Consider the following 20050-nt stretch of genomic DNA (forward strand, 5'->3'; position numbering starts at 1 on the left):
AATTCGCCATGCACCCCCTCCCCTCACGCGCCCTCTGCGGACTGCTCGGCTTGCTGTTCGTTGCCCAGGCCTCGGCCCACGGTCTGTGGACCGAACAACGACGCGGCAATATTGAGGTCGTCTACGGCCACGGCGCCGAAGACAACGCCTTCAACGCGCAAAAAATCAGTGGCGCCTGGGCCTTTGATGGCAGCGGCAAAATGATCCCGGTGACGGTCCAGCGCCTGCCCGACCACGGACGCCTGTCGCCACTGAAGCCGCCGGCAATCATGGCAGTGGCGCTGGATAACGGCATGTGGTCGCAGACCGCGGACCAGAAGTGGGTCAACCAGGGACGCCGCACAGTGCCCGGCGCGGTGGCATCGACCCAGACCTTCAAGTACAGCTTGGCGATTTACCAACCCGGGGCCAAGTTGCCCCAGTTGCAGCAGATCAAGCTATTGATCCGCCCCGAAGTCGACCCACTGACTGTCGGCCCGGGCAACGCCCTGCCGGTTAGGGTGCTGCTCGACGGCAAGCCCGTGGCCGGGGTCAAGCTGATAGGTGACTATCGCAACGCGCCCAACACCTTGAGCAGCGAAACCGATGCCGAAGGCCGGGCCCGAGTGATTGTGCGCAATGAGGGGTTGAACGTGATTGCGGCGCAGGTGGAAGTCCCGGTGAAAGACAACCCGGATGTGGCGTCACGCGGGTTGTTCAGTTCCCTGACCTTCCTCGGCGAACCCCATCACGAATAAGCCTGCAGCCCGCATCAGCCGCCATTGCGGCGGCTGATGCCTCAGGCCGGCAGCGCTCTACAGCTCGCCCAGGCCGTCGATCAGCGCCTGGTTCTGCTCCGGGGTGCCGATGGTGATACGCAGGAACTGCGCAATGCGTTCCTGTTTGAAGTGACGCACGATCACCCCCTGCTCACGCAGCTTGGCCGCAAGGCCGGCGGCGTCGTGCTGCGGGTGACGGGCAAAGATGAAGTTGGCCGCCGACGGCAGGACTTCAAAGCCCTTGGCCTGCAACTGCGCCACCACGTGCCCGCGACTGTCGATCACCTGCTTGCAGGTCTGCTCGAAGTACTCACGATCCTCGAATGCCGCGGCGGCGCCGACAATCGCCAGGCGATCCAGCGGGTAGGAGTTGAAGCTGTTCTTGATCCGCTCCAGAGCCTCGATCAGGTCCGGATGGCCCACCGCCAGACCGACCCGCAGGCCCGCCAGGGAACGAGACTTGGACAGGGTCTGGGTCACCAGCAGGTTCGGGTAACGATCCACCAGGCTGATCGCGGTCTGGCCGCCAAAGTCGATATAGGCCTCATCCACCACCACCACTGAGTCCGGGCTGGCCTTGAGGATCTGCTCGATCGCCTCCAGCGCCAACAGGCAACCGGTGGGCGCGTTGGGGTTGGGGAAGATGATCCCGCCATTGGCCCGGGCGTAGTCTGCCACGCGGATCTGGAATTGCTCATCCAGCGCCACCGCTTCGAACGGGATGCCATACAGCCCGCAATACACCGGGTAGAAGCTGTAGCTGATATCGGGAAACAGCAGCGGCTGCTCGTGTTGGAACAGACCGTGGAAGATATGTGCCAGCACTTCGTCGGAACCATTGCCAAGGAACACCTGGCTGGCCTGCACCCCGTAATACTCGGCGACGGCGTGCTTGAGCAGGTCGCTATTGGGGTCCGGGTACAGGCGCAGGTTGTCGTTCAGCTCGGCGCGCATCGCCGCCAGCGCCTTGGGCGATGGGCCGTAGGGGTTTTCGTTGGTGTTGAGTTTGACCAGCTTGGCCAGTTTCGGCTGTTCGCCCGGCACATAAGGCACCAGATCCTTGACGAACGGACTCCAGAATTTGCTCATGCTCATTGCCCCTGCTCTTGATCGTCGACGATGCGGTACTCGGCGCTGCGGGCGTGGGCGGTCAGCGACTCGCCACGGGCCAGCACGGAAGCGGTCTTGCCCAGTTCGGAAGCCCCCTGCTCGGAGCAGAAGATGATCGACGAACGTTTCTGGAAGTCATAAACCCCCAGCGGCGATGAGAAGCGCGCGGTGCCGGAGGTCGGCAACACGTGGTTCGGGCCCGCGCAATAGTCGCCCAGGGCCTCCGAGGTGTGGCGTCCCATGAAGATCGCGCCAGCGTGGCGAATCTGCGGCAGCCAGGCTTGCGGGTCAGCCACCGACAGCTCCAGGTGTTCCGGGGCAATGCGGTTGGCGACGTCGATCGCCTGCTGCATGTCGCGCACCTTGATCAGGGCGCCACGGCCGTTGATCGAGGTGTTGATGATTTCGGCGCGCTCCATGGTCGGCAGCAGCTTGGCGATGCTCGCCGCCACGCGGTCGAGGAACTCGGCATCCGGGCTGACCAGGATCGCCTGGGCGTCCTCATCGTGCTCGGCCTGGGAGAACAGGTCCATGGCGATCCAGTCCGGATCGGTCTGGCCATCGCACACCACCAGGATCTCCGACGGGCCGGCGATCATGTCGATCCCCACCTGGCCAAAGACGTGGCGCTTGGCGGTGGCGACATAGATGTTGCCCGGCCCCACCACCTTGTCCACCCGAGGCACGCTTTCAGTGCCGTAGGCCAGGGCGGCTACCGCCTGGGCGCCACCGATGGTGAAGACCCGGTCGACCCCGGCGATGCAGGCCGCGGCCAGCACCAGCTCATTGAGCTCGCCACGCGGGGTGGGCACCACCATCACCACTTCGGCGACACCGGCGACCTTGGCCGGAATCGCGTTCATCAGCACCGAAGACGGATAGGACGCCTTGCCGCCCGGCACATAGAGCCCGGCACGGTCCAGCGGGGTGACTTTCTGGCCCAGCACCGTGCCGTCGGCCTCGGTGTAGGTCCAGGAATCCTGTTTCTGTTTTTCGTGGTAGCTGCGCACCCGAGCCGCAGCCTTTTCCAGGGCTTCGCGCTGGGCCACGGTGATGCGGGTCAAGGCCAGTTCCAGGCGCTCGCGCGGCAGGATCAGGTCGGCCATGGACGCCACTTGCAGGCCATCGAACTTCTCGGTGAACTCCACCAGCGCCGCATCGCCACGCTCGCGCACGGCCTTGATGATATCCAGCACCCGCTGATTGACCGAGTCGTCAGACACACTTTCCCAGCTCAGCAGATGATCCAGATGATGCGCGAAATCCGGGTCAGCAGCGTTGAGTCGGCGAATTGCAGTCGGTGCGGTCATAGCGAGAGCCTCATAGGAATGGCAAAAACTCAGGCGCCCGAAGCTACCATTCGATCCGCTTGGGCACCTGAGAATTCTGGCTATGAGGCGGATAGACGGGCGCAACTCAAGGTTGCGCGGGTAAATCAGCCGCGGTGTCGCGACTCCACTGCTTTGCGCAGGGTGTCGATCAACGCCTGGATACGGGCGTGTTGCATTTTCATCGATGCCTTGTTGACGATCAGCCGGGAGCTGATGTCAGCAATGAAATCCTGGGGTTCCAGGCCATTGGCACGCAAGGTGTTGCCGGTGTCGACCACGTCGATGATCTTGTCGGCCAAGCCAATCAGCGGCGCCAGCTCCATGGAGCCGTAGAGCTTGATGATGTCGACCTGGCGGCCCTGCTCGGCGTAGTAACGCTTGGCAACGTTGACGAACTTGGTCGCCACCCGCAGCCGGCCCTTGGGCTCGACATCGCCGACCCGGCCCGCGGTCATCAGCTTGCACAGGGCGATACGCAGGTCCAGGGGCTCATACAGGCCCTGGCCGCCGTATTCCATCAACACATCTTTACCGGCCACGCCCAGGTCTGCAGCACCATGCTCGACGTAAGTCGGCACGTCGGTGGCACGCACGATCAGCAGGCGCACATCGGCCTGGGTCGTGGGGATGATCAGCTTGCGGCTCTTGTCCGGATTCTCGGTCGGCACGATACCCGCTTCAGCCAGAAGCGGCAGGGTGTCGTCCAGAATGCGGCCCTTGGACAGTGCGATGGTCAACATGGGAAACGTCAGTCCTTATCAGGCTACTGATGCCCGGTCGCAAACGGCGCCGGACACGCATCGAGGCCATTACAGCCTCGATGAAGCAAATCAGTTAACAGCAAACTGTGGCGAGGGAGCTTGCTCCCGCTGGGTCGCAAAGCGGCCCCAACAGCGGGACTGCTGCGCAGTCCAACGGGAGCAAGCTCCCTCGCCACAATTGCAGCAGAAACTAGCCCGGTACGCGGCGGATCTTGGCGCCGAGCATCTGCAGTTTCTCTTCGATGCACTCGTAACCACGGTCGATGTGGTAGATGCGGTCGATCAGGGTGTCGCCTTCGGCGATCAGGGCCGAAATCACCAGGCTGGCCGAAGCACGCAGGTCGGTGGCCATGACAGGCGCGCCCTTGAGCTTCTCGGTGCCGGTGACGATGGCCGTGTTGCCTTCGACCTGGATCTTGGCGCCCATGCGGTGCAGTTCGTAAACGTGCATGAAGCGGTTTTCGAAGATAGTCTCGATCACCGCGCCAGTGCCTTCGGCAATCGCGTTGAGGGAGATGAACTGCGCCTGCATGTCGGTCGGGAACGCCGGGTACGGAGCGGTGCGCACGTTCACGGCTTTCGGCCGCTTGCCGTGCATGTTCAGTTCGATCCAGTCTTCGCCGCAGGTGATTTCAGCACCGGCTTCGCGCAGTTTTTCCAGCACGGCTTCGAGGATGGTCGGATCGGTGTCCTTGACCTTGACGCGGCCGCCGGTAACGGCTGCAGCCACCAGGTAGGTGCCGGTCTCGATACGGTCCGGCATCACCTTGTAGGTGGCCGGGTGCAGACGCTCGACGCCATCGATGGTGATGGTGTCGGTGCCGGCGCCGCTGATCTTGGCGCCCATGGCGATCAGGAAGTTCGCCAGGTCGATGACTTCAGGTTCGCGAGCGGCGTTTTGCAGCACACTGCGGCCTTTGGCCAGAGCGGCCGCCATCATGATGTTTTCGGTACCGGTCACGCTGACGGTGTCGAAGAAGAAGTGTGCACCGCGCAGGCCGCCCTCAGGGGCCTTGGCCTTGATGTAGCCACCTTCGACGTCAATCACCGCGCCCATGGCTTCCAGGCCACGGATGTGCAGGTCGACCGGACGCGAACCGATGGCGCAACCGCCAGGCAGGGCCACTTCGGCTTCGCCGAAACGGGCAACCATCGGGCCCAGTACCAGGATCGAGGCACGCATGGTTTTCACCAGCTCGTACGGTGCGATCAGGGTCTTGATGGTGCGCGGGTCGATTTCGACGCTGAGCTTCTCGTCGATCACCGGTTCGATGCCCATGCGACCGAACAGCTCGATCATGGTGGTGATGTCGTGCAAGTGCGGCAGGTTGGCCACAGTCACCGGGCCATCGCACAGCAGGGTAGCAGCCAGAATCGGCAGGGCGGAGTTCTTCGCCCCGGAGATGCGGATTTCGCCATCAAGACGAACACCGCCGGTAATAATCAATTTATCCATAAGAATCTCGACGCCCTTGGGCTCAGGTGCGCTCGGCCCAGGCCGCGCTGCTGAAAAATTTCATAGTGACCGCGTGGATGCTGCCATCGGCGATCCATGGGTTCAAATGGGCATAGATGCTCTGCTGACGCTTGACCGGGCTCAAAGCCACCAGTTCGTCACTAATCACGTTCAGCTGAAAGTTGCAGCCTTCGCCCTCAACTTCTACCTGTACTGATAAAAGAGTCTCGGACAGCTTTCCCTCAAGAAAGCTCTTCACTTCGGTGGCCTGCATGCTCAACCTCAATCGGCGCCCTGTGCGCGCGGGTCGCACATCATACAAAAAAGCCCCGCGCCTGCGAACCCCGCATAGCAGGACTCTGACGGGGGGCTTCTATAAAGGTGGGTTATTACGGATGGGTCAGGATTTCGGTGAGGCCGGAGACCTGGGCAATTTCACGCATGTCTTCGGGCAATCCACGAACGCTGACGGCCTTGCCAGCCGCCAGCCCATCACGCATGAACGCCAGCAGCAGCGCCAGACCGACGCTGCTGGACTTGGTCACCGCCGAGCAATCGAGCACCAATGTGGCTTCCTGGCTGGCCTTGATCAGCGACTGGCCCTGCTTGCGCAGGCCCGGGCCGCTGCGGTAATCCAGCACTCCGCTAAGCAGCAATTCGCCAGCATTCCCCTGGCGGACGGCCGACTCGCTCATTGCGCGGCCTTCTGCGCGGCGTCTTCGGTCACTTCCTTGGCCTTGGCCACTTCACCGGCCCAACCGTTGATGGTTTTGTCCAGGTCGTTGCCATTGCGCTGCATGGCATCAGCGAACTGATCACGGAACAGCTTGCCGATATTGATGCCGTTGATGATCACGTTGCGCACTTTCCACTCACCGTCGATTTTCTCAAGGGTGTAGGACACAGGGTAGATCGAGCCGTTGTTGCCCTTGACCTGCATGTCGACGCTGGTGCGGGTACCGCTTTCATCCTTGGCCGGAGATACGGTGATGCCCTGGTTGTTGTACTCGAGCAACGCATTGCCATAGAACTGCATCAGGCTGCGCTTGAAGTTTTCCTGGAAGCGCGCCATCTGCTCCGGGGTGGCCTTGCGCGAGTACTTCACGGTCATGATGCTGCGCGAAATGCCATCGGCATCCACCACCGGGCCAACGATGCCGTTGAGCGCCTGGTAGAACTCGCTTGGGCTCTGCTTGTACTTCTCTTTGTTGGCCGCCAGATCGGCGAGCAACCGGGTAGTGGTGTCCTGAACCAGTTCATGCGCGGAAGGCGCAGCCACGGCGTTAGCCATCAACGGCAGTGCCGCGAGTAATACCAACAGGCCACGTCGCAAGGTAGAGATCATGGAAAAACTCCTCATTTGGCGTCTTTGCTAACGGTATTGAGCAGGAATTTACCGATCAGGTCCTCAAGTACCAGCGACGACTGGGTGTCATGGATGGTCCCGCCATCCTTGAGCAAGGCTTCTTCCCCACCGACGCTGATACCGATGTATTTCTCACCCAACAGGCCAGCCGTGAGAATAGATGCAGTGGAGTCAGTCGGCAGGTTATCTACGCGCTTTTCCACTTGCAGCGTCACACGACCGGTGAAACTGTCGCGATCCAGATCGATAGCCGTGACCTTGCCGATGGTCACACCGGCCATGGTCACTTTGGCTCTGACAGTCAAACCGGCGATATTGTCGAAATAGGCATAAAGTTTATAAGTATCGGTGGCTGCGCTCGGGGACAGGCCACTGACCCGCAGCGCCAGCAACAGCAAAGCCAGGATGCCAGCCAGCAAGAAAAGGCCGACACCGATTTCCAGGGTGCGGTTTTGCATCAGAAATCTCCAAACATCAAGGCGGTCAGAATAAAGTCCAGGCCGAGTACAGCCAATGAGGCATACACCACGGTCTTGGTAGTGGCACGACTGATCCCTTCTGAAGTGGGCTCACAGTCATAACCTTGGAATACGGCGATCCATGTCACGACGAACGCAAAGACAATGCTTTTAATAACACCATTGAGCACGTCACCGCTGAACGTCACGCTATTTTGCATGTTCGACCAGTAGGAACCCTCATAGACTCCCAACCAATCGACGGCCACCCACGAACCACCCCAGATCCCGACCACACTGAAAATGATCGCCAGCAACGGCAGGGAAATGAAGCCGGCCCACAAACGCGGGGCGACGATGTATTTGAGCGGGTCCACGCCAATCATTTCCAGGCTTGACAGCTGCTCGGTGGATTTCATGTTGCCGATTTCCGCCGTCAGCGCCGATCCGGCACGTCCGGCGAACAGCAGCGCAGTCACCACCGGCCCCAGTTCGCGCAACAGCGTCAGGGCGACCATCTGCCCTACTGCCTGCTCCGACCCGTAGCTGGACAGGATATTGAAGCCTTGCAGCGCCAACACCATGCCGATGAATACCCCGGAGACCACAATGATCACCAGCGACATCACGCCTACGGCATGCAGTTGCTTGATCAACAGGCCAAAACTGCCGCCGATGCCGCCGCGCCCCAGCAGGGCGTGAAACAGAAACAGCGTGGAACGCCCTAGCACCGAAACCACATCGATGCCCGAACGACCGAAGAGGCGAACCCTCTCCACTAAAGATATCTTGCGCATCAGCGCTTCCCCAGAAGATCTGCGCGGTAGTCCGGCGCTGGAAAGTGAAAGGGTACCGGACCGTCGGGGTCGCCTTTCATGAACTGGCGGATGCGCGGATTATCGGACCCCATCAGCTCATCGGGCGTGCCCTGCCCCAATACTTGGCCATCGCCGACCACGTAGATGTAATCGGCAATGCTCGCGGTTTCTGCAAGATCGTGTGACACAACGATGCTGGTAATGCCCAGCGCGTCGTTGAGCAGGCGAATCAGGCGCACCAGAACCCCCATGGCAATCGGGTCCTGGCCCACGAACGGCTCGTCATACATGAGGATCTGCGGGTCCAGGGCGATCGCCCGGGCCAATGCCACGCGACGCTTCATGCCGCCGGACAGCTCATCGGGCATCAATTCGATGGCGCCACGCAGTCCGACCGCCTGCAGCTTGAGCAGGACGATGTCGCGGATCATTTCATCCGGCAGCTGGGTATGGACCCGCAGCGGGAATGCAACGTTCTCGAACACGTCCAAGTCGGTAAAAAGCGCGCCACTCTGGAACAGCACGCCCATTTGCTTGCGTGCGTCGAACAGGTCGCTGCGTGAGAGCTCCGGCAGATTCTGGCCGTTGACCCACACTTCACCGGCGCTGGGGCGTAATTGCGCGCCCATCAGGCGCAGCAGGGTGGTCTTTCCGCAACCGGAAGGCCCCATGATCCCGGTGACCTTGCCCCGTGGAATACGAATATCCACGTTATTGAAGATGCTGCGCGTACCGCGCTTGAAGGACAGCCCCTTCAGCTCGACCGCGTAGGCGTTATCGGCACTCATCTAAACTCCTTGCGATGCAGCCTATCACTCGGGCGCTAGGCTCCCTGCCGGGAGTTGATTCACCCGGGGCAGGCCGAACTGGCGGCGAACTATATCATTGCTGATACGGAGCCCCCAAGGCCGAAGCCTCGGCTATTCAGCCACACGACAGGCAAAAAACCAGGCCTTTCCTTAGTTACCCCCAAGAAAGGCTGACGAACTTGCGTGAGGGAATTGATCATTACCGCTATAATCGCCGCCTTTTCATCAGGCTATACGATTTCTGACATGAGCCAATCCAGCGACCTGATTCAATCGGCACAACGCACCATCCGCCTCGAAGTTGAAGCAGTAGAAGCCCTGCTGCCCCTTATCGACGCTGATTTCGTACGCGCTTGCGAGATGATTCTGGCCAGCAAAGGCCGCGTAGTCGTGGTCGGCATGGGCAAATCCGGGCATATCGGCAACAAGATTGCCGCGACCCTGGCCAGCACCGGCACCACGGCGTTTTTTGTCCACCCGGCCGAAGCCAGCCACGGCGACATGGGCATGATTACCCGGGACGACGTGATCCTGGCCCTGTCCAATTCGGGCTCGACCAATGAAATCGTGACCCTGTTGCCGCTGATCAAGCGCCTGGGCATCCAGCTCATCAGCCTCACCGGCAACCCGGACTCACCGCTGGCCAAGGCCGCCGAGGTCAATCTCAACGTCCACGTTGAACACGAAGCCTGCCCGCTGAACCTGGCGCCGACCTCGTCCACCACTGCCGCCCTGGTCATGGGCGACGCCCTGGCCGTGGCACTGCTGGAAGCCCGCGGCTTTACCGCCGAAGACTTCGCGTTTTCCCATCCGGGCGGTGCCCTGGGTCGTCGCCTGCTGCTAAAAGTCGAGAACGTGATGCATGCCGGCAGCGAACTGCCCCTGGTGCAACGCGGCACCCTGCTCAAGGACGCGCTCATGGAAATGACCCGCAAGGGCCTAGGCATGACCGCGATCATCGAGACCGATGGGCGCCTGGCCGGGATCTTCACGGACGGTGACCTGCGCCGCACCCTGGATCGCACCATCGATATCCATCATGCGACCATCGATGAAGTCATGACCCTTCATGGCAAGACCGCTCGTGCCGATATGCTGGCAGCCGAAGCGCTGAAAATCATGGAAGACCATCGAATCAACGCACTGGTAGTGGTGGACAAGGAGGACCGACCTATCGGCGCCTTCAACCTGTCCGACCTGCTGCGTGCCGGAGTAATGTGATGAGTGCCGACCTGCTGCAACGTGGCAAAAACATCAAGCTGGCGATTTTTGACGTCGACGGCGTACTGACCGACGGTCGCCTGTACTTCCTCGAAGACGGCAGCGAGTTCAAGACCTTCAACACCCTCGACGGCCAGGGCATCAAGATGCTGATGGCCGCTGGCGTGCAGACCGCAATCATCAGCGGACGCAAGACCCCGGTGGTCGAGCGCCGGGCCAAGAACCTGGGAATTCCCCATCTGTACCAAGGCCGCGAAGACAAGCTGGTGGTACTCGACGAGCTACTTGGCCAACTCGGCCTAAGCTATGACCAGGTCGCCTACCTCGGTGACGATCTGCCGGACTTGCCGGTAATCCGCCGCGTCGGCCTGGGCATGGCCGTGGCCAATGCTGCAAGTTTCGTCCGCGAACACGCCCACGGCATCACCCAGGCCCGTGGCGGCGAAGGTGCCGCGCGCGAATTTTGCGAGCTGATCCTGCGCGCCCAAGGCAGCCTTGAAGCGGCCAACGCCGCCTACTTATAGAGCCTTTTATGCTGAGCAAAAAGATTCGCAACATTCTGCTGTTCGGGGTCCTTGCCGCGTTGTTCGCGGCAGTCGGCTATTGGAATATCAGTCCGGAACGCTTCCTCGACAAGCCAGTGGCACAGGTCGACGAGAGCGCCATCGACTATTACGCGGTCAACGCCCGCAGCGTGCAGTACCTGCCGGACGGCAAAATGCAGTACGAGATGACGTCCGACAAGGTCGAGCACCTGAAGGCCACCGAAGTCACCCTGCTGACCAAGCCGGACCTGCAGATGTACCGCGGCACCACCTTCCCCTGGCATGTCCAGAGCGAACGCGGCGAGGTCAATCCGGACGGCACTGAAGTCGAGCTGATCGATTCGGTACGGGTCGCACGCACCGATGAGAAAAATCGCACGGTACTGATTACCACTACCCGCATGACAGTATTCCCGCAGAAGCAATATGCGCAGACCGAGCAAGCCGTTAGAATCGACGGCGCCGGGGGCGTGACTACGGCCAAGGGAATGAAAGCGTATTTGAAAGACGGCAGGATGAACCTGCTATCGAACGTAAGAGGACAGTATGAGGCTCGTTAAAACCCTCCCTATTTTGCTCAGTCTGGGCGCAGCACTGGGAAGCGTGAGCGCCTGGGCTCTGCCGAACGATAGCCAACAACCTATCCGTATTCAGGCCGATGACGCGCAACTCGATGACCGCCAGGGCATCGCCACCTACAAGGGCGATGTGATCATCACCCAGGGCTCGATGAAGATCACCGGCAATACCGTGACCATCACCCGCACCGCGTCCGGTGAAATCGACGTGGTGACCTCGGTGGGCAACCTGGCGTATTTCGAGCAGTTGCAGAAAGCCACCGACCCCAAACCGGTACAGGCCTACGCCGTGACCATTCAGTACCACGCTGCGCAAAACCGCATCGTACTGATCGACAAGGCCAAGGTGATCAACGACGGCAACACCACCGAAGGCGAGAAAATCGTCTACGACACCGTCAAGCAGGTCGCCAACGCCGGTCGCGCCAATGGCAGCTCGGTCACCGCGCCACGTCCGCGGATCGATATGGTCATCCAGCCGAAAAAGAAAACTGACGAGCAAAAGGCCCAGTAATGGCAACTCTGAAAGCTCAGCATCTGGCCAAGAGCTACAAGAGCCGTCAGGTCGTGCGTGACGTCAGCCTGTCCATCGACAGCGGTCAGATCGTCGGCCTGCTCGGCCCCAACGGCGCCGGCAAGACCACCTGCTTCTACATGATCGTCGGCCTGGTCCAGGCCGATCAGGGCCGTGTGCTGATCGACGACCTCGACGTCAGCCACCAGCCCATGCACGGCCGCGCCCGTGCCGGCATCGGCTACCTGCCCCAGGAAGCGTCGATCTTTCGCAAGCTGTCGGTCGCCGACAACATCATGGCCATCCTCGAGACCCGCAAGGAGCTCGACAAGGCCGGCCGCCGCAAGGAACTGGAAAGCCTGCTCCAGGAGTTCCACATCCACCACATTCGCGACAACCTCGGCATGAGCCTGTCCGGTGGTGAACGCCGCCGGGTGGAAATCGCCCGCGCCCTGGCCACATCGCCGAAATTCATCCTGCTCGACGAACCTTTCGCCGGCGTGGACCCGATCTCGGTCGGCGACATCAAGCAGATCATCCATCACCTCAAGGCCAAGGGCATTGGTGTACTGATCACCGACCACAATGTCCGGGAAACCCTCGATATCTGCGAAACCGCCTACATCGTCAGCGACGGTCAGCTGATCGCCGAGGGCACGCCCGAAACCATCCTGGCCAACGAATTGGTCAAGGAAGTGTATCTGGGCCATGAGTTCCGCCTGTAAGCACTGAGGTGTTTGGCTAGTCGCCAGAGCGCCACCTTCAATAAATCCCTACAAATTTTATTGTTACCGCGCTCTAGGCAAACACTTCAGTTTCAGGCATATAATTTGCTTATGTTTGGCGCTCACGCGCCCTGTAGTGGATGGCGCATGTGCGCCGGCGAATAAGGTGTTAAGCCCCTGCCATGAAACCATCGCTAGTCCTGAGAATGGGCCAGCAGCTGACGATGACACCGCAGCTGCAACAGGCCATCCGCCTGCTCCAATTGTCGACCCTGGACCTGCAACAGGAAATCCAGGAGGCCTTGGAGTCCAATCCGATGCTCGAACGCCAGGAAGAAGGCGACGACTTCGACAACACCGACCCTCTGGCCGACAACGCCGAGCAAAAACCCAACACCGACATCCAGGAACCCTCCTACCAGGAAACCGCCCCCACGGTGGACAACCTCGAGGACGGCGAGTGGAACGAGCGCATTCCCAACGAATTGCCGGTGGATACCGCCTGGGAAGACGTTTACCAGACCAGCGCCAGCAGCCTGCCCAGCAACGATGACGACGAGTGGGACTTCACCACCCGCACCTCGGCCGGCGAAAGCCTGCAGAGCCACCTGCTGTGGCAACTGAACCTGGCGCCGATGTCCGACACCGACCGCCTGATTGCCGTAACCCTGATCGACTGCATCAATAACCAGGGCTACCTGGACGAAACCCTCGAGGAAATCCTCGAAGCCTTCGATCCGGAGCTGGACATCGAGCTGGACGAGATCGAAGCCGTCCTGCACCGCATCCAGCAATTCGAGCCGGCCGGCATCGGCGCACGCACCCTGGGTGAGTGCCTGTTGCTGCAACTGCGCCAGCTGCCAGCCAAGACGCCTTGGCTGAGCGAGGCACAACGCCTGGTCAGCGACTACATCGACCTGCTGGGCAGCCGCGACTACAGCCAACTGATGCGCCGCATGAAGCTCAAGGAAGACGAGCTGCGCCAGGTCATCGAACTGGTACAGAGTCTGAACCCGCGTCCCGGCTCGCAGATCGAGTCTGCCGAGGCCGAGTACGTGGTCCCTGACGTGATCGTACGCAAGGACAACGAGCGCTGGCTGGTCGAGCTGAACCAGGAATCAGTACCGCGCCTGCGGGTCAACCCGCAGTACGCAGGCTTCGTGCGCCGTGCCGACAGCAGCGCCGACAACACTTTCATGCGCAATCAGCTGCAAGAGGCCCGCTGGTTCATCAAGAGCCTGCAAAGCCGCAACGAAACCCTGATGAAAGTCGCGACCCAGATCGTCGAGCATCAGCGCGGCTTCCTCGAGTACGGCGACGAAGCGATGAAGCCTTTGGTCCTGCACGACATCGCCGAAGCGGTGGGCATGCACGAATCGACGATTTCCCGGGTGACCACGCAAAAATTCATGCATACCCCACGGGGTATTTATGAACTGAAATACTTTTTCTCCAGCCACGTAAGTACCTCCGAAGGCGGTGAATGCTCGTCCACGGCGATTCGCGCGATCATCAAAAAACTGGTGGCCGCGGAAAATCAGAAAAAGCCGTTGAGTGACAGCAAGATCGCTGGTTTACTGGAGGCACAAGGCATTCAGGTAGCCCGTCGTACCGTCGCCAAGTACCGCGAATCCCTTGGGATCGCGCCTTCCAGCGAACGGAAGCGGTTGATGTAACCGCCGGGCTCGCCACAGCGTTCCAGTGGCAGGCAACCCAGCCTGCCGCTTTATGCACTGGCAACGAAGGAGAAGCTGTATGCAAGTCAACATCAGTGGACACCAACTGGAAGTGACCGAGCCCCTGCGCGCCTACATCGGCGAAAAACTCGACCGACTGGAGCGGCACTTTGACAAGATTACCAATGTGCAGGTAACGATGGCTGTCGAGAAACTGAAGCAGAAAATCGAAGCCACCCTGCACATCCACGGTGGGGAGGTTGTCGCCAATGCAGAACATGACGATATGTATGCCGCGATCGACCTGCTCACGGATAAGCTGGACCGCCAACTGAAAAAGCATAAGGAAAAGCAACTCCACCTTCTCCAAGGCACGGGTCGCTAACACTCCCCTCCCATGATCCGACTTGAAAGTATCCTGACCCCCGGCCGTTCCCTCGTGAACGTGCCGGGCGGCAGTAAAAAACGCGCCCTCGAACAAATTGCCAACCTGATCAGCCGTGAAGTGCCGGATCTGGAGATGCAGGATGTCTTCGAGAGCCTGATTGCCCGTGAAAAACTCGGTTCCACCGGTTTTGGCAACGGCATCGCCATTCCCCATTGCCGCCTCAAAGGCTGCGAGTCGCCCATCAGTGCGTTGATGCACCTGGACGCTCCCATCGATTTCGACGCCATCGACGGCGCTCCGGTCGACCTGCTGTTCGTACTGCTGGTCCCCGAAGCTGCCACCGATGCGCACCTGGAACTGCTGCGGCAGATCGCCAGCATGCTTGATCGCAAGGAAGTGCGTGACAGGCTGCGCAGCGCCGACAGCAACCAAGCCCTGTATCAGGTAGTCCTGGACGAGCAGAACGGTCAGTAACCATGCGCTTGATCATTGTCAGCGGCCGCTCCGGCTCCGGTAAAAGTACCGCCCTCGCTGTCCTGGAGGATAACGGCTACTACTGCATCGACAACTTGCCGGCAGGCCTGCTGCCGGAGTTGGCCGAGCGTGCGTTGATCCACACCGAGCTGGCGCAACCGCTGGTGGCGGTATCGATCGATGCGCGCAACCTGCCAAGCCACTTGTCACGCTTCCCCGAGCTGTTGGAAGAAGTGCGCAGCCGGCACATCCAGTGCGATGTGCTGTACCTGGACGCCGACGAGGAGACCCTGCTCAAGCGGTTCTCGGAAACCCGTCGCCGCCACCCGCTGAGCAGCGCCAATCGCTCCCTGGCCGAGGCGATTCAGGACGAAACCCAACTCCTGGGCCCGATCGTCGACCTGGCCGACCTGACCATCAACACCACTAATCTGAACCTGTATCAGCTGCGCGACACCATCAAGTTGCGCCTGCTGAACCAGCCGGAGCCGGGCACCGCGTTTTTGGTGGAGTCCTTTGGCTTCAAGCGGGGCATGCCGGTGGATGCCGACCTGGTGTTCGACGTGCGCTGCCTGCCCAACCCCTACTGGAAGCCCGAATTGCGCGACCAGTCAGGACTGGACCAGCCTGTAGCCGATTATCTGGCCGCACAGCCCGATGTCGAAGACATGTTCCAGGACATCTCCAGCTACCTGCTCAAATGGTTGCCACGCTTTGCCGCCAGCAACCGCGCTTACGTCACTATTGCCATTGGCTGCACGGGCGGGCATCACCGCTCGGTCTACCTGACCGAACGCCTGGGCCAGGTCCTGCAACAATCCCTGAAGAACGTCCAGGTTCGCCACCGCGACCTTAGCTGAAAGGACCACCACCGCGATGCCTGCTCTGGAAATTGAAATCATCAACAAACTGGGCTTGCATGCCCGGGCTTCTGCAAAATTTGTCGGTGTGGCCGGCCAGTTTCCGTGCCAGATCAGGGCGGGCAGGACTCCCGAGTCCATGGTCGACGGTAAAAGCATCATGGCAATGATGATGTTGGCGGCAGGCAAAGGCACCCGCATTCATCTGAAAACCGAAGGCGAGCAAGAGCAGGAAGCGCTGGATGCGCTGGTGGCATTGATCAACAATTATTTCGACGAAGGCGAGTAAGCAACGCCCTCGGCGCGTCGACTGTCCAGCCGACGCGCACCAGGCCAGGCCTCTATTTAGCTCGTCAGGCCAGCGCCGTATCCATCACCATCATCAGACAGAAACCGATGCAAAGCCCCAGGCTCGCAAGCTTCTCGTGACCATGACGCCGCGACTCGGGAATCACTTCGTGGGTCACCACCAGCAACATGGCGCCTGCGGCCAGCGCCAGGCCCAGGGGCAACAGGATCTCGGCCAGGCTCACCAGCCAGGCGCAGAGCAAGGCAAACACCGGTTCGACCAGGCCTGAGGCCGCGCCAATCAGGAATGCCTTGACCCGCGACATCCCGGCCCCCGCCAACACCAGCGCGATGACCAGGCCCTCCGGCACATCCTGCAATGCGATGCCCATGGCCAGGCTGTCGGCGTCGGGCATGCCGCCACCGGCAGACACCCCCACCGCCATGCCTTCCGGGATGTTGTGGGCGATGATCGCGAACACAAACAGCCAGATACGCGGAGGAATCACCGGATGCCCCGGTGTGCCAACCAGCATTTCCGGGCTGGCCCCCGAGACCTTGCGGTCCACCAGAAACAGGCCGAAGGCACCGAGCATGATGCCCAGGCTGATCAGTCCGCTGGAGCCCCAGGGCGACAGGCCAAGGCTCGTGGCGGCGGCAATTCCCGGCACAATCAGGGAAAACGCCGTCGCCGCAAGCATCACCCCGGCACCGAAACCCAGCAGCGTGTCGTTGAGCGCCTGGGGCATCTTGCGAATGACCAGCACCGGGACCGCCCCCAGTGCTGTGCCCAGGGCACAGAGCGCCCCGCCTTCCAGGGCCCGCAACAGTTTCGGCTCCAGATCCAGCCAGCTCAGGCCCTTGGCCACCAGCAATGCGGTACCCGCCAACAGCAACAACGAACCAAACGCATAACGAAACATTCGTACGCTGCTGATCGCCAGTGTTTCAGTGCCCATAGTCGGCCTTAGATCTTTTTATGGTGAGGGTTCAAACCAGCGCGGCCTGGTAGCGCTGAGCGACTTCCGGCCAATGGACGACGTTGTAGAACGCGTTGATGTATTCCGGGCGACGGTTCTGGTAGCGCAGGTAGTAGGCGTGCTCCCACACGTCCAGGCCGAGGATCGGCGTATTGCCGTTCATCAGCGGGCTGTCCTGGTTACCGCTGCTTTCCACCACCAGGGTCTTTTGCGGCGTCACGCTGAGCCAGGCCCAGCCGCTGCCAAAGCGGGTCAGTGCGGCTTTGGTGAAGGCTTCCTTGAAACTCTCGAAGCCCCCCAACTGCTCGTCGATTGCACGCCCCAGGTCGCCCTCCGGCTTGCCACCGCCATTGGGCGCCATGACTGCCCAGAACAACGAGTGGTTGGCATGTCCACCGCCCTGGTTGATCACCGCGGCACGCAGTTTTTCCGGCAACTGCTGAACGCTGGCCACCAGCTTTTCTACCGACCAGTCGGCCCACTCGGTGCCTTCGACAGCCGCGTTGAGGTTGTTGATGTAGGTCTGGTGGTGCTTGGTGTAGTGGATTTCCATGGTCTGCGCATCGATATGCGGTTCCAGGGCGTCATAGGCGTAGGGCAAGGCAGGCAAGGTAAAAGACATATCAATGTACTCCGTAATAAGGGCCGTTCGAGGTCGCGGGGCCGGAGGCCAGTTGCGCGACATTGCTCTCCAGCAAGCGATGGGTACGCGGGTATTCGCCGTGCTCGCTGATGAAATTGAGCAGCTCGACATAGGTCTTGCTGCTCTGGCGCAATGCCGCCTCGCGCAAGGCCGGGGCCAGGCGCGCATCCTGCATGGTCTGCAACAGCCGCTGATGGATGGCGCACAGGTACTCCGCGCTCTCCTCCGGCTGGTTCAGGCGCAGATGCAGATCCGCCAGGTTGTGATGGGAAATGACGCAGGCCGCCACCGCTTCGTCGGCATTCGACCAACGCTCGAACAACACCTGGGCCAGGGCCAGCGCCTGCAGGTAATACTCGCGAGCGTCCACCAGATTGCCTTGGGTGAAGAAGCGATTGGCCCTTTCGATCGTGCGTTTCCAGTGCTCCATGGTGAGCCTCCAAAGCAGTGACGGGGGGAGTTAAACGCCGCCCGCGGTGAGCTTTTCCGGATCCAGCAGAACTTCCAGTTGGCTGCGCGACAGGTCGGTGTGTTCAAGCGCCACGTCGATGACCGGGCGCCCTTGCTTGTAAGCGGTCTTGGCGATCTCGGCGGCCTTCTGGTAACCGATGATCGGGTTCAGCGCGGTGACCAGGATCGGGTTGCGCGCCAACGCTTCTTTGATTTTGGCTTCGTTGACCTTGAAGCTGGCGATGGCCTTGTCCGCCAGCAGGCGGCTGGCATTGGCCATCAACTCGATGCTGCTCAGCAGGTTTTGCGCAATGATCGGCAGCATCACGTTCAATTCGAAGTTGCCCGACTGGCCGGCGACGGTAATCACCGAGTCGTTGCCGATCACCTGTGCCGCAACCATGGCCGTGGCTTCAGGAATCACCGGATTGACCTTGCCCGGCATGATCGAACTGCCCGGCTGCAAGGCTTCCAGCTCGATCTCACCGAGGCCGGCCAGGGGCCCCGAGTTCATCCAGCGCAGGTCGTTGGCAATTTTCATCAGGGACACGGCAACCGCCTTGAGCTGACCGGAAACCGCAACGGCGGTGTCCTGGGAGCCGATCAGGGCGAACAGGTTTTTACCCGGAGTGAATTGCACCTGGGTCAGCTTGCTCAGTTGCTGGCTGAAGCGCGCGGCAAATTGCGGGTGAGCGTTGATCCCGGTGCCCACCGCAGTGCCGCCCTGGGCCAGGGCTTGCAGGCTTGGCAGCAAGTCCTGCAGGTGGCCGATATTGGCCTTGAGTTGCTGCGCCCAACCTTCCAGGACCTGGCTCATGCGCACCGGCATGGCGTCCATCAGGTGGGTGCGACCAGTCTTGATGAACGGGTGCACCTCCACGGCCTTGCGTTCGATGACCTGCACCAGGTGCAGCAGCGCCGGCAGCAACTGCTCATGCAGGGTCAGTGCCGCGCTGACATGGATGGTGGTGGGGATGATGTCGTTGCTGCTCTGCCCGCAGTTCACGTGGTCATTGGGGTTGACCGGCTCACCCAGCAGGCGGCTGGCCAGCGTCGCGATCACTTCGTTGGCGTTCATGTTGGAGCTGGTGCCGGAGCCGGTCTGGAAGATATCCACCGGGAAATGCTGCATGTAGTCGCCTTCCAGCAAGCCCTGGGCGGCGTCGACGATAGCCTTGCCCTGGGCTGAGCTGATTTGCTCGAGCTCGACGTTGGCCCGGGCCGCCGCGGCCTTGGCCAGGATCAGGGCGCGAATGAACTGCGCCGGCATGCGTTGGTGGCTGATCGGAAAGTTATCCACCGCGCGCTGGGTCTGGGCGCCATACAGCGCCTGCTCCGGGACCTGCAACTCGCCCATGCTGTCGCGTTCGATACGGGTATTACTCATCGGGAAATCCTTGCACCAGTTCATTCAGAGGGATGGAAGGCTGCAGCGAGCAGGTCGCCAACTGCCAGGCATAGCTTTGCCAGCGTTTGAGCCGGCATTTGCACAGGGACAGGCGCTCCAGGTCGCGCAACGGCCGCCAGGCCTGGTCCATGCACTGGCTGCGCCAATGCCAGGGCAGGGCCGTATCGGCGGCGGTGTCGAGCAGGAGCCGCAAAGAAGTTTCGGCCACGGTCCAGGGCGAGGTAGCCGTGCAACAGGCCAGATAGCGCCCTTCGGCCAGGTAATGCTCGATCAGACGCGGCTCGTCCGGATCGAGGGCGCAACGGATCTGGCGACTCATCCAGCGCCAGCTTTCGAGGTAAGGCTGCTCGTGCAAGGCAGAACTCATGACCTGGGCTCATTCAATAATGAGATTTATTATTAAATGATATTGAGAATCAAAACAAGCGCGGCC

At 60.9% G+C, this 20050-nt stretch carries 26 protein-coding genes; 11 read left to right on the forward strand and 15 right to left on the reverse strand.

Annotation, left to right across the window (positions count from 1 at the left end; all coding sequences use genetic code 11):
• Positions 1–8: 8 nt before the first annotated feature.
• Positions 9–737 (forward strand): DUF4198 domain-containing protein, encoded by a 729-nt coding sequence (locus tag AC19YX_RS21050; protein WP_201129471.1) that lies wholly within the window; start codon positions 9–11, stop codon positions 735–737.
• 57 nt (positions 738–794) lie between these two features.
• Here the strand turns inward: AC19YX_RS21050 and hisC are convergent, their stop codons facing one another.
• From hisC to AC19YX_RS21100, 10 genes are all read right to left on the reverse strand, one after another.
• Positions 795–1847, reverse strand: a complete 1053-nt coding sequence (gene hisC / locus AC19YX_RS21055) for a histidinol-phosphate transaminase (protein ID WP_500606915.1) — start codon at positions 1845–1847, stop codon at positions 795–797.
• 2 nt (positions 1848–1849) lie between these two features.
• A complete protein-coding gene (gene hisD, locus AC19YX_RS21060) occupies positions 1850–3178 on the reverse strand; it encodes a histidinol dehydrogenase (protein ID WP_020297154.1) in 1329 nt (442 codons plus the stop codon).
• A gap of 125 nt (positions 3179–3303) precedes the next feature.
• On the reverse strand, positions 3304–3939 hold the full coding sequence (gene hisG, locus AC19YX_RS21065) for an ATP phosphoribosyltransferase (RefSeq protein WP_007901570.1): 636 nt from the start codon (positions 3937–3939) through the stop codon (positions 3304–3306).
• Positions 3940–4150: 211 nt separating this feature from the next.
• Positions 4151–5416, reverse strand: coding sequence for a UDP-N-acetylglucosamine 1-carboxyvinyltransferase (gene murA / locus AC19YX_RS21070; RefSeq protein WP_020297153.1), 1266 nt, complete (start codon positions 5414–5416; stop codon positions 4151–4153).
• A gap of 22 nt (positions 5417–5438) precedes the next feature.
• Complete coding sequence (locus tag AC19YX_RS21075) at positions 5439–5690, reverse strand: BolA family protein (protein WP_020297152.1); 252 nt, start codon at positions 5688–5690, stop codon at positions 5439–5441.
• A 115-nt stretch (positions 5691–5805) separates the two neighbouring features.
• On the reverse strand, positions 5806–6111 hold the full coding sequence (locus AC19YX_RS21080; RefSeq protein WP_421548036.1) for an STAS domain-containing protein: 306 nt from the start codon (positions 6109–6111) through the stop codon (positions 5806–5808).
• Entirely contained in the window at positions 6108–6761 is a 654-nt protein-coding gene (locus tag AC19YX_RS21085; RefSeq protein WP_500606916.1) for an MlaC/ttg2D family ABC transporter substrate-binding protein, read from the reverse strand. Before AC19YX_RS21085 ends, AC19YX_RS21080 begins: the two co-directional genes overlap by 4 nt.
• A gap of 11 nt (positions 6762–6772) precedes the next feature.
• Entirely contained in the window at positions 6773–7240 is a 468-nt protein-coding gene (mlaD, locus tag AC19YX_RS21090) for an outer membrane lipid asymmetry maintenance protein MlaD (protein ID WP_020297149.1), read from the reverse strand.
• Entirely contained in the window at positions 7240–8037 is a 798-nt protein-coding gene (mlaE, locus tag AC19YX_RS21095) for a lipid asymmetry maintenance ABC transporter permease subunit MlaE (protein ID WP_020297148.1), read from the reverse strand. Before mlaE ends, mlaD begins: the two co-directional genes overlap by 1 nt.
• Positions 8037–8846 carry an ATP-binding cassette domain-containing protein gene (locus tag AC19YX_RS21100; RefSeq protein ID WP_020297147.1) on the reverse strand — a complete coding sequence of 270 codons (810 nt, stop codon included), beginning with the start codon at positions 8844–8846 and terminating at the stop codon, positions 8037–8039. Before AC19YX_RS21100 ends, mlaE begins: the two co-directional genes overlap by 1 nt.
• A gap of 267 nt (positions 8847–9113) precedes the next feature.
• On the opposite strand from AC19YX_RS21100, the gene AC19YX_RS21105 reads away from it, so the two are divergent.
• The 10 genes from AC19YX_RS21105 (at position 9114) to AC19YX_RS21150 (ending at position 16137) form a co-directional block, all read left to right on the forward strand.
• Positions 9114–10088: a KpsF/GutQ family sugar-phosphate isomerase gene (locus tag AC19YX_RS21105; RefSeq protein ID WP_500606917.1), complete on the forward strand. Its 975-nt coding sequence runs from the start codon at positions 9114–9116 to the stop codon at positions 10086–10088.
• Positions 10088–10612 (forward strand): KdsC family phosphatase, encoded by a 525-nt coding sequence (locus AC19YX_RS21110; RefSeq protein WP_020297145.1) that lies wholly within the window; start codon positions 10088–10090, stop codon positions 10610–10612. Before AC19YX_RS21105 ends, AC19YX_RS21110 begins: the two co-directional genes overlap by 1 nt.
• Positions 10613–10620: 8 nt before the next feature.
• Positions 10621–11193, forward strand: coding sequence for an LPS export ABC transporter periplasmic protein LptC (gene lptC, locus AC19YX_RS21115; protein WP_078469844.1), 573 nt, complete (start codon positions 10621–10623; stop codon positions 11191–11193).
• Positions 11180–11725, forward strand: coding sequence for a lipopolysaccharide transport periplasmic protein LptA (gene lptA / locus AC19YX_RS21120; RefSeq protein ID WP_043229373.1), 546 nt, complete (start codon positions 11180–11182; stop codon positions 11723–11725). Before lptC ends, lptA begins: the two co-directional genes overlap by 14 nt.
• Positions 11725–12450, forward strand: coding sequence for an LPS export ABC transporter ATP-binding protein (lptB, locus tag AC19YX_RS21125; RefSeq protein ID WP_078469843.1), 726 nt, complete (start codon positions 11725–11727; stop codon positions 12448–12450). Before lptA ends, lptB begins: the two co-directional genes overlap by 1 nt.
• A gap of 182 nt (positions 12451–12632) precedes the next feature.
• Positions 12633–14126, forward strand: coding sequence for an RNA polymerase factor sigma-54 (locus AC19YX_RS21130; protein WP_020297141.1), 1494 nt, complete (start codon positions 12633–12635; stop codon positions 14124–14126).
• 79 nt (positions 14127–14205) lie between these two features.
• Positions 14206–14511: a ribosome hibernation-promoting factor, HPF/YfiA family gene (gene hpf, locus AC19YX_RS21135; protein WP_016966642.1), complete on the forward strand. Its 306-nt coding sequence runs from the start codon at positions 14206–14208 to the stop codon at positions 14509–14511.
• Positions 14512–14523: 12 nt separating this feature from the next.
• Positions 14524–14988 (forward strand): PTS IIA-like nitrogen regulatory protein PtsN, encoded by a 465-nt coding sequence (ptsN, locus tag AC19YX_RS21140; protein WP_020297140.1) that lies wholly within the window; start codon positions 14524–14526, stop codon positions 14986–14988.
• A 2-nt stretch (positions 14989–14990) separates the two neighbouring features.
• Positions 14991–15848 carry an RNase adapter RapZ gene (gene rapZ / locus AC19YX_RS21145; protein WP_020297139.1) on the forward strand — a complete coding sequence of 286 codons (858 nt, stop codon included), beginning with the start codon at positions 14991–14993 and terminating at the stop codon, positions 15846–15848.
• 16 nt (positions 15849–15864) lie between these two features.
• Entirely contained in the window at positions 15865–16137 is a 273-nt protein-coding gene (locus AC19YX_RS21150) for an HPr family phosphocarrier protein (RefSeq protein ID WP_201129467.1), read from the forward strand.
• A 64-nt stretch (positions 16138–16201) separates the two neighbouring features.
• Here the strand turns inward: AC19YX_RS21150 and AC19YX_RS21155 are convergent, their stop codons facing one another.
• The 5 genes from AC19YX_RS21155 to AC19YX_RS21175 are packed head-to-tail and all read right to left on the reverse strand — an operon-like array spanning position 16202 to position 19984.
• On the reverse strand, positions 16202–17095 hold the full coding sequence (locus AC19YX_RS21155; protein ID WP_500606918.1) for a ZIP family metal transporter: 894 nt from the start codon (positions 17093–17095) through the stop codon (positions 16202–16204).
• Positions 17096–17126: 31 nt separating this feature from the next.
• On the reverse strand, positions 17127–17738 hold the full coding sequence (locus AC19YX_RS21160) for a superoxide dismutase (RefSeq protein ID WP_020297136.1): 612 nt from the start codon (positions 17736–17738) through the stop codon (positions 17127–17129).
• A 1-nt stretch (position 17739) separates the two neighbouring features.
• Positions 17740–18189, reverse strand: coding sequence for a DUF2753 family protein (locus AC19YX_RS21165; RefSeq protein ID WP_500606919.1), 450 nt, complete (start codon positions 18187–18189; stop codon positions 17740–17742).
• A gap of 30 nt (positions 18190–18219) precedes the next feature.
• Positions 18220–19596 carry a class II fumarate hydratase gene (locus AC19YX_RS21170; RefSeq protein ID WP_500606920.1) on the reverse strand — a complete coding sequence of 459 codons (1377 nt, stop codon included), beginning with the start codon at positions 19594–19596 and terminating at the stop codon, positions 18220–18222.
• The gene (locus tag AC19YX_RS21175; RefSeq protein ID WP_020297133.1) at positions 19589–19984 is read right to left on the reverse strand and encodes a hypothetical protein; all 396 of its coding nucleotides are present in this window, start codon (positions 19982–19984) and stop codon (positions 19589–19591) included. Before AC19YX_RS21175 ends, AC19YX_RS21170 begins: the two co-directional genes overlap by 8 nt.
• Positions 19985–20050: the final 66 nt, after the last annotated feature.

This window comes from Pseudomonas sp. MF09150 (genome assembly GCF_059862355.1).